At 72.0% G+C, this 9,022-nt stretch carries 9 protein-coding genes; 3 read left to right on the plus strand and 6 right to left on the minus strand.

Annotated features, from left to right (window positions below):
* Positions 1 to 88: 88 nt before the first annotated feature.
* From MUE36_12070 to MUE36_12080, 3 genes are all read right to left on the minus strand, one after another.
* A complete protein-coding gene (locus MUE36_12070) occupies positions 89 to 337 on the minus strand; it encodes a Flp family type IVb pilin (protein ID MCU0311662.1) in 249 nt (82 codons plus the stop codon).
* An 80-nt stretch (positions 338 to 417) separates the two neighbouring features.
* Entirely contained in the window at positions 418 to 1,074 is a 657-nt protein-coding gene (locus tag MUE36_12075) for a response regulator transcription factor (protein ID MCU0311663.1), read from the minus strand.
* Positions 1,075 to 1,130: 56 nt separating this feature from the next.
* Positions 1,131 to 2,924 carry a GAF domain-containing sensor histidine kinase gene (locus MUE36_12080; protein ID MCU0311664.1) on the minus strand — a complete coding sequence of 598 codons (1,794 nt, stop codon included), beginning with the start codon at positions 2,922 to 2,924 and terminating at the stop codon, positions 1,131 to 1,133.
* Between the two features lie 83 nt (positions 2,925 to 3,007).
* On the opposite strand from MUE36_12080, the gene coaE reads away from it, so the two are divergent.
* Positions 3,008 to 3,622, plus strand: coding sequence for a dephospho-CoA kinase (gene coaE / locus MUE36_12085; protein MCU0311665.1), 615 nt, complete (start codon positions 3,008 to 3,010; stop codon positions 3,620 to 3,622).
* Positions 3,623 to 3,630: 8 nt separating this feature from the next.
* Here the strand turns inward: coaE and MUE36_12090 are convergent, their stop codons facing one another.
* The 3 genes from MUE36_12090 to MUE36_12100 all read right to left on the minus strand — a co-directional run bounded on the left by MUE36_12090 (position 3,631) and on the right by MUE36_12100 (position 6,668).
* Positions 3,631 to 4,923 (minus strand): FAD-binding oxidoreductase, encoded by a 1,293-nt coding sequence (locus MUE36_12090; GenBank protein ID MCU0311666.1) that lies wholly within the window; start codon positions 4,921 to 4,923, stop codon positions 3,631 to 3,633.
* 73 nt (positions 4,924 to 4,996) lie between these two features.
* Positions 4,997 to 5,902 carry a decaprenyl-phosphate phosphoribosyltransferase gene (locus MUE36_12095; protein ID MCU0311667.1) on the minus strand — a complete coding sequence of 302 codons (906 nt, stop codon included), beginning with the start codon at positions 5,900 to 5,902 and terminating at the stop codon, positions 4,997 to 4,999.
* Between the two features lies 1 nt (position 5,903).
* On the minus strand, positions 5,904 to 6,668 hold the full coding sequence (locus tag MUE36_12100) for a decaprenylphospho-beta-D-erythro-pentofuranosid-2-ulose 2-reductase (GenBank protein ID MCU0311668.1): 765 nt from the start codon (positions 6,666 to 6,668) through the stop codon (positions 5,904 to 5,906).
* Positions 6,669 to 6,771: 103 nt separating this feature from the next.
* Between MUE36_12100 and MUE36_12105 the strand changes: the two genes are divergently transcribed.
* Positions 6,772 to 8,253: a hypothetical protein gene (locus MUE36_12105; GenBank protein ID MCU0311669.1), complete on the plus strand. Its 1,482-nt coding sequence runs from the start codon at positions 6,772 to 6,774 to the stop codon at positions 8,251 to 8,253.
* A gap of 10 nt (positions 8,254 to 8,263) precedes the next feature.
* The coding region (locus MUE36_12110; GenBank protein ID MCU0311670.1) for a DEAD/DEAH box helicase family protein at positions 8,264 to 9,022 on the plus strand (759 nt) is incomplete at its 3' end.

Consider the following 9,022-nt stretch of genomic DNA (forward strand, 5'->3'; position numbering starts at 1 on the left):
CGGGCATCGACTCCTTCGTCAGGGTCCGTGCAGCGAACGGGCGGGACGGAGAGCTCCGTCCCGCCCGCACACCACTCGTTCGAGACGATCAGCCGATGGCCGAGCCGACCTCGGAGAACTTCTCGTCGGCCTGGTTGCCGATGAAGGTGATGGCGATGATGCACACGACGGCGATCAGGGCCACGAGGAGGGCGTACTCGACGAGCGAGGCGCCACGGTCGGTCTTGCAACGAGCCTGGAGCCAGGCGCTGACGAAGTCGTACGAGGTCATCATGTTGGGGTCTCCCTGAGGATTGTTCTGACGGAAGGCCCGGAAGCCCCGGACCCATTGCTGCATCAGAAGGATCGGCGTGCGGAGGCTCCCCCTTCATGGGTCCTACGGCCCATTTCCCGCGACGGGGCCCCAGGTGGCGGACCTCAGTCGAGGTGCACGATCCCCATGCGAACCGCCTGCAGGACCGCCTGCGTGCGGTCGCGGGCGTCGAGCTTCTGGTAGATCGACGCCAGGTGGTTCTTCACCGTCTTCTGGCTGATGTAGAGCCGCTCGGCGACCTCGGGGGTCGAGCAGCCGTCGGCGATCAGCTGCAGGACCTCTTCCTCGCGCCGGCTCACGACCCGCTCCTCGTCAGCCGCGCCGAAGGCCTGGGCGTCGCCGAGGCGCCGGACCTCGTCGAGCATCGATGCCGCGATCTGGGGGGACAGCGCCGATTCCCCGCTCATGGCCAGGCGCACCGCGTCGGCGATCTCCTCGGTGGAGCAGTCCTTGACCAGGTAGCCGCTGGCCCCGGCCCGGATGGCGTCGGCGAGGACGCCCTGGTCGGCGTGCATGGTGAGCATCACGATCCGGACGTCGGGGGCGATCGCCCGGATCTGGCGCGTCGCCTCGACCCCGTCCATCTCCGGCATCGTCACGTCCATCAGGACGATGTCGGGGCGCAGCTGGTCGGCGAGTCGCACCGCCTCGTCGCCGTTGCCCGCCTCGGCCACGACGTCGAAACCCTGCTCGACCATCGATCGACGCAGGCCCTCCCGCAGCATCCGATGATCATCGGCCAACATGAGTCGGATCGTCATCCGGGGACCTCCGTCGCCTGGGCCCGGTCGTGGTTCGCTGAGGGTTCGCCGTCAGCCTAGAGCTTTGCCGGCTCCGTCTTCGGTGCCGGGAGCGTCGCGACGTCTGGCCGGTGGATGCTGCACCGCACCCTGGTGCCCCGCCCCTCCTCGCTGGCGACCTCGAGCGTGGCCCCGATGCTCGATGCCCGTTCCCGCATTCCCATCAGCCCGTAGCTGTCGAGCCGGCCCGCTCTCCCGATCGGGAAGCCCTTGCCGTCGTCGGTCACCTCGAGCGAGGCGGCCTCGCCGTTGCAGCGCCAGAGCACCCTGGCCCGGCTGGCGCCGGCGTGGCGTTCGACGTTGGTGAGGGCCTCCTGGGCGATGCGCCACATCTCGCGCTCCTGGAGCAGGGGGAGGCGGGCGTCGCGGTCGCAGTAGAGCTCAACGCGGAGTGCGCTGCGCTCGTGGATGCGGGCGGTGTAGGCCTCGAGCGTGTCGGCCATGCTGCTCGTCTCGGAGACGTCGGTGCGCAGGTCGTAGAGCGTGTCCCTCACCTCACGGATCACGCCCCGGACGTCGCTGCGGAGCTGGATCAACGCCGGGCCGATCTCGTCGCCACGACCCTCGGCGCTCACGATGCGGTCGAGCTCGAAGGCGAGGTAGGCGAGCGACTGGCCGATGCGGTCGTGGAGGTCGCGGGCGATGCGGGTCCGTTCCTCGTCGGCTCCGACGGTGCGCAGACGGCTGAACCAGCGGGCGTTGTCGATGGCGAGGGCGACCGGCTCGACGAAGCCCTTGAGGAGCTCGATGTCGCGGGGCCCGAAGTGCCCCTCGTCCTCGTGCTCCACGCAGAGGATCCCGATCACCGAGTGCCGGGCGGTGAGCACGCAGTACACGCCGGAGTTCGAGCGGGGGGACAGGCCCGGCCAGTTGCGGACGGAGAGGTTCTCGACCGACAGCACGCCGCCGTCCCGGAGAGCCTGGCGCAGAGGGGCCGGCAGGTCCTCGAGCTCCAGCCGGGACGGGAGAGGGCGGCCTCCCTCACGGCGCAGGACCGTCCAGTGGCCGTCGGTGTCGTCGAGGCCGAGGATGGCGGCGTTGCCGACGTCGAGGAGGCCGCGGAGGCGGGTGAAGGTGGTCTGGAGGACGTCGTCGAGGTCGAGCGACGCCGGCAGGGTCTGGGTGACCCGGTGCAGGCTGTAGAGCAGGGCGTTGGCGTCGGCCAGCCGTCCCAGGCGGTCGAGGGCCAGGGTGTGCTGGCGGTCCGCCTCACCGGAGATGCGGCGTCCGTAGCCGGAGATGAGGGCGACGAGCACCAGCACCAGGGTCCACTGGCCGGACTGCACGAGACGCTCGGCGTCGAGCGTCTCGGCCAGGTACGGGAGGCTGACGGCGATGCTCGCCACGAGGCTGATGCGCAGCGCGAAGGCGAAGCCCCGTGCGAAGCCGGCGAGGGCCACGACGACGAGGAGGGTGAGGATGAACGGCGACTCCCAGAAGCCGGTGGTGGCGAGGCACGCGACGTAGAGGGCCGTCTCGCCGAGCAGCGCCACGAGGCTCCGGACGTCGCCCGTGTAGCGCAACGGTCGGATGGTCCGCACCACCGTGTAGGTGAGCAGCACCGCCGACCAGACGGTGATCAGGACGGTCTGGTCGCCCAGCCGCTGGGTGGCCAGGGCCACCGACGCGATGGTGATGCCCCAGCGGATGGCCAGGATGGCGGACCCGAACGCCGCCACCCGGTCGACCCGGTCCTCGAGACCGATGCCGTCGACGTGGGTCGACCCGTCGGTCGCCTCGGAGAGCTGCTGGAGCCGCTCGCGCCAGCTCGCGTCCTGGTCGTCCTCGGGCACCCCTCCATTGTCGGTCATCCGGTGCGAACCTTGAACCCCCACCGCGATCCCCGCCGACGGGGCCGCCGCCGGTGCGGTGTGCCCGGTGTACCGTCGGCGTCGTGGTGCGCATCGGTCTGACGGGCGGGATCGGGTCGGGGAAGTCGACCGTGTCGGCGGCGCTGGCCGAGCGAGGGGCCCAGGTCATCGACGCCGATGCCGTGGTCCGGGAGCTGCAGCAGCCGGGCCGACCCGTCCTGGCGGCGATGGTCGACCGCTTCGGGCCGGCGATCCTGCACCCCGACGGGTCGCTCGACCGTCAGGCGGTGGCCGACATCGTGTTCAACGACGCCGCCGCGCTGAAGGACCTCAACGCCATCGTGCACCCTGCGGTCGGAGCGGAGATCCTCGCCCGGCTGGCTGCCGCGGAGGAGCGCGGCGGGATCATCGTGCTGGACGTGCCCCTCCTGGTGGAGAACGACGCGATCGAGGTCGACGCGATCGTGGTGGTGGATACGGACCCCGAGATCGCCGTCGAGCGCCTCATCGCCCACCGGGGCTTCGACGCGGCCGACGCGCGTGCCCGGATGGCTCGCCAGGCGACCCGCGAGGAGCGCCTCGCCCGCGCCGACCACGTCGTGCGCAACGACGGCGACCTCGACCACCTCGACGCCGAGGTCGAGCGCCTGTGGGCGTGGATCCTCGACCGCCAGGCCGCGACTCCCGAACCAGGCTGAGCCGGGGGTCAGAGGCCGAGCCGGCGGGCCAGGTCGCTGCGCAGGCGCCGGTCGGGGTCGACCCGCTCGCGGACGGCGCGCCACTCGTCGAGGCGCGGGTACATCTCCGCGAGCCGGTCGGGCCGGAGGCGGCTGTCCTTGGCGAGGTAGACCCGACCGCCGGCCTCGACCACGCGGTCGTCGAGGCGGTCGAGGAGGGCGGCCAGGCCGGAGAGGCCGGTCGGGATGTCGAGGGCGAGCGTCCAACCCTCCATGGGGAACGACAGCGGTCCGGGGTTGCCCGGCCCGAAGCGCTTGAGGACGGCCAGGAACGAGGTGCAGTGCTCGGCGCTCAACGACGCGACGATGTGGCGGAGTGCCTCCTCGGCCCCGAACGGCACCACGAACTGCCACTGGAGGAAGCCACCGGGTCCGTAGATCCGGTTCCAGCCCCCGACCATGTCGAGCGGATGGAAGAACGCCGGGATGGTCTGGAGCTCGTCGCGCCGTCGTGCCGGCGCCTTCCGGAACCAGAGCTCGTTGAACGCCGCGACGGTGAGGCGGTTCAAGAGCCCCCGCGGTACGAACGGGGGAGCACCGACGAGCACGTCGGCGGCGTAGTCGAGCGGTGTGGCGATCCCGTCGGCGACCGCTTCGGCGTGGGTGGCGAACCGGCCGCGGGTGAGCACGGAACGACCGAGCGACCGGCCTCTCGCCATGAGATCGATCCAGGCCACCGAGTAGTCGTAGGCGTGATCGCCCTCCATCAGCTCGAGGACCTCGTCGAGGTCGGCGGCCCGGTCGGTGTCGACGAGCAGCCGGCTCGACCCGATCGGGGGGCAGGCGAACGTGGCATCCACCACGGTGCCGGTGAGGCCCATCCCCCCGGCCGTGGCCCAGAACAGCTCGGGGTCGGCATCGGGGCCGATGGCGACGACGTCGCCGTGGGGGAGCTGGAGGCGCATCGAGCGGACGTGGTCGCAGAAGGAGCCCTTGACGTGGTGGTTCTTGCCGTGGATGTCCGCGGCGATGGCGCCTCCGACGGTGACGTAGCGCGTCCCGGGGGTCACGGGGACGAAGGCGCCCTGGGGCACGAGGGCGCGGAGGAGGCGGTCGATGCTGGCGCCGGCCTCGGCGGTCACGAGGATCTCGTCGTCGCGGTCGACGGTGAAGGCGTCGACGTCGGTGGTCTCGACGACGGTCCCCCCGGCGTTCTGGGCGGCGTCGCCGTAGCTGCGCCCGAGCCCCCGGGCGATCAGCCCCCGAGGGTTGGCGTTGGGCAGGGCCCGCGTGAGCTCGGTGGCGGAGGTCGGTCGACGCACGTCGGCCGCGGTGGGCGCGGTGCGTCCCCACCCCGCGAGCTCGCGGAGGGGGCTGGTGGCCGGGGCGTTCGGCTCAGGAGGCGTAGACGGCACTGGCGTAGATGATGGCCCACACGATCCCGGCACCGAGGACGATCCGGTCGGACATGACGAGCTTCTCCGGCTCGGCGCCGCGCCCCTGGTCGAGCAGCAGTGCGTACCTGAGGATGGCCACGGCGAAGGGCACGATCGAGAGCTGGAAGAGGAACGCGCCGTCGGGCCGGCTGTCGGCTGACGAGAACGCCCAGAGGCAGTAGGCCACCAACGTGCCGCCCGAGAAGACCGCGCGCAGGTACGCGAGGAAGGTGGGGGTGTAGGCGTCGAGGGCGGGTCGCACCGACGCGGCGTCGCCCGCGAGGTCGCGGGTCTCGCCCTCGCGCTTGCCGGCGACCATGAACAGCGCCCCGAAGGAGGTGACGATGAAGAACCACTCCGAGATCGGCACACCGGTGGCGGCCGCCCCGCCGATGGCCCGCAGGACGAAGCCGGCCGCGACGGCCACGATGTCGAGCACCGGGACGGCCTTGAGCCGGTAGGTGTAGGCGGTGGTCAGCGCCAGGTAGGCGACGAGCACCCAGCCGAAGTCGACGGCGGTGGCGAACGCTCCCACCAGCGATCCGACGAGGAGGACGACCGCGAGCACTCGGGCCAGCCCGACCGGCACGACCCCGGCGGCGATCGGCCGGTTCCGCTTGGTGGGGTGGCGTCGGTCGGCGTCGACGTCCTGGGCGTCGTTGAGCAGGTAGGTGGCGCTGGCGGCGCCGCTGAAGCAGGCGAAGGCGGCGAGGGAGTGCAGGAAGGCGTCGGGCTCGTCGATCACGCTCGCCGCGACGGGTGCGGCGAACACGAGCACGTTCTTGGCCCACTGCCGGGGGCGGAGGGAACGGATGATCCCGACGCCCAGCGACATCGTCGGCGGGCCCGGCGCGGGGGCGGTCACGTCACCGGCGGCTGACGATGCGCCACAGCGGTCGGGGCAGGTGGCCGAGCACCGCGAACAGGTACCGCAGGACCGGAGGGGCCCAGATCACCTCGCGGCCCCGGGCCAGTCCGTCGACGATCGTCGCCGCGACCTTGTCCGGGGTGGTGGAGAACGGGGCGGGGGTCATGCCCTCGGTCATTCGGGTGTGGACGAACCCCGGTCGCACGACCACGGTGCGGGCGCCGGTGCCGACCAGGGCGTCGCCGAGGCCCTGGGTGAAGGCATCGGCGCCGGCCTTCGAGGACCCGTACACGAAGTTGTCCCTCCGCGCCCTGATGCCGGCGACGGAGGAGATGACGAGCAGCGTCCCGTGACCCTGGCGGCGGAGTCGGTCGGCGACGGCCAGCCCGCTCGAGACGACGCCGACGTAGTTGACCTGCGCCGCCGCGGCGGCGGCGGCGGGGTCGGCGTCGAAGTCGGACTGATCGCCCAGGACGCCGAAGGCCGAGATCACGAGGTCGATGTCGCCCACGAGGTCGAAGGCTGCCCCGACGGCGTCGGTGTGCGTGGCGGGCTGGGCGGCGTCGAAGGCGATGACCTCCACCCGGTCGGCGCCGGCGCGGCGCAGCGAGTCGGCGGCGTGGATGGCGGCGTCGGGGTCGCGGACGGCGAGCACCACGGTGCGACAGCGCCCGGCGACCAGGGCCTCGACCGTCGCCAGGGCGATCTCGGAGGTCCCACCGAGCACCAGCACCGATTGCATCGCCCCGAGGGCATCCTTCATGACCGCTCCACCGACTCTGCGCTGACCGACGGGCGAGCCTACCGGGGAGCCGCCACCGACGAGGCGACCCGACCTAGCCTCTCCGGGTGCCACGACGTCGAAGGTGCTCGGCTGCCCGGCTCTCCAGCGCCACCGCACCGGGCCGGGCGGCCAGGGCGCGATGAAGGGCCCGGCGGCCGTCGAGGAGGAGCAGCCGGACCCGTCACCGTCCGGGCACGCCGACAGGGCCCGGTGGTCCGGGTGGGCCCTGCTCGCCGTCGGGGTCTCGCTGCTGCTCGGCACGGTGCTGCGGTGGTGGGGGCTCGGCACGCCCGGCCTGTCGTTCGACGAGTCGTTCACCGCCGCCTACGCGTCGCTGCCCGTCGGCCGGATCCCGGAGGCGTTGGCGGCCAACGACACCCACCCTCCGTTGGACTACCTCCTTCGCCACGTGGTGGCCGGTACCGGGTCCGACGCCTGGCTGCGGATGCCGTCCGCAGTCGTCACGACCGGTGCGCTCCTCCTCACCGCCTGGTGGATGAGGCGGCGGGGATGGTTCGGTGTCGCCGTCGTGGCGTTCACCTCGCTGAGCGCCTTTCAGGTGCTGCACGCCCACCAGGCCCGCATGTACGGCCTCATGGTCCTCTTCGGCGTGATGGTGGCGGTGCTCGCCGAGGACTGGCTGCTCGGGCGTCGCCCGAGACGGGTGGAGTGGGCAGTCGCCGGCGTGCTGCTCCTGGGCACGCTCACCCATGCCGGCGGTCTCTTCCTCGTGGCGGGAGCGATGTCGGTGCCGCTCCTCAGGCGGGACGGGGAGGCGTGGCGGTGGCGGGTGGCGGTGCTCGCCCCGCTGGTGGTGTGGGCCATCGTCTGGGGCCCGAGCTTCGCCCGCCAGCTCGAGCGGGGCGGCCCGTCGTGGGTGCCGCTCACCACCCCGGGGGGCGTCGCCGAGGTGGTCCGGGCGTTCGTCACGAACGTCTCGGGCTCGGCCGTGGTGGTCGTGGGGCTCGTCGCCGTCGGCGCGTGGTGCCTCCGCTCGCTGGATCGGGTGCTGTTCAGGGTCTGGGCCTCGCTGTTCCTCGTGCCGTTGGTGATCGTCGTCGTGGCCGGACTGTGGTTCCACGTCCTCCTGACGCGCACCCTTGCGGCGGCCAGCTGGGCCGTGCCCGTGGCCCTCGCGGCCCTGGTGGTCGCGGCGTTCCGGCGTTCGGCGCCGATCGGGGCGCTGGCGGGAGTCCTGGTGGTGGTGGTCTCCGTCTGGTCGCTGCCCTTCGCGGCCACGTTCGACGAGGGCACCGCCGAGCCCGTGGAGGCCGCGGTGGCCCGTGCCGAGCCCGGTGACGCCGTGGCGGTCCACCCCCGGTGGCTCTGGCCGGTCCTGTGGACGGGCGCCGGTTCGGCTCGGTCGACCGAGCTCGTGGACGGCCTCGATCCGGGATCGACCTTCGTGTGGATCCGGCCGGGCCGGCCGTTCAGCGGGCGCGTCTGGCTGCTCCAGCCGAGCAGCTACGCGCTGGACGGGGCCGCCGAGTGGGCTCGATGCGACGGGGATCGCGTGCGGGTCGGGGACTGGACTCTCGACTGCGTCGTCCCACCCCGTTCGTAGACTCGGCGTCATGCCGCCGTTCCGCATGGTCTCGGACTTCGCTCCCGCCGGCGACCAACCGCGGGCCATCGCCGAGCTGACCGACAGCATCCGGGCCGGCAACCGGTACCAGACGCTGCTGGGCATCACCGGTTCAGGCAAGAGCGCCACCATCGCCTGGACCATCGAGCAGCTCCAACGGCCCACGCTCGTGATCGCGCCCAACAAGTCCCTCGCCGCGCAGCTCGCCAACGAGTTCCGCGAGTTCTTCCCGGAGAACCGCGTCGAGTACTTCGTCAGCTACTACGACTACTACCAACCCGAGGCCTACATGCCCGCCTCGGACACCTACATCGAGAAGGACTCGTCGGTCAACGACGAGATCGACCGCCTGCGCCACTCGGCCAGCTCGGCGCTGCTCACCCGGCGCGACACCATCGTCGTGGCGTCGGTCTCGTGCATCTACGGGCTCGGCTCGCCGCACGAGTACAAGGACCAGCTGCTGGTGGTGCGCGTCGGTGAGCACCACGACCAACGCGACATCCTGCGCCGCCTCGTCGACCTGCAGTACGAGCGCAACGACATGAACCTGGTCCGGGCCAAGTTCCGGGTGCGGGGCGACACGATCGAGGTCCACCCCGCCTACGACGAGACGGCCGTGCGCATCGAGCTCTTCGGCGACGAGGTCGAGCGCATCGTCGTCGTCGATCCGCTCACCGGGGAGAAGGTCACCGAGCTCGAGGAGCTGGTCGTCTTCCCGGCCACCCACTACGTCACCGGCGAGGAGCGG

The organism is Acidimicrobiales bacterium, assembly GCA_025455885.1.
Lineage (GTDB): Bacteria > Actinomycetota > Acidimicrobiia > Acidimicrobiales > Acidimicrobilacustridaceae > Rhabdothermincola_A.

What these genes read in the sequence shown, in the direction of transcription:
- MUE36_12070 (MCU0311662.1), bottom strand. Translation starts at nt 337, where the DNA reads ATGCAGCAATGGGTCCGGGGCTTCCGGGCCTTCCGTCAGAACAATCCT.
- MUE36_12075 (MCU0311663.1), bottom strand. Translation starts at nt 1,074, where the DNA reads ATGACGATCCGACTCATGTTGGCCGATGATCATCGGATGCTGCGGGAG.
- MUE36_12080 (MCU0311664.1), bottom strand. Translation starts at nt 2,924, where the DNA reads ATGACCGACAATGGAGGGGTGCCCGAGGACGACCAGGACGCGAGCTGG.
- MUE36_12100 (MCU0311668.1), bottom strand. Translation starts at nt 6,668, where the DNA reads ATGAAGGATGCCCTCGGGGCGATGCAATCGGTGCTGGTGCTCGGTGGG.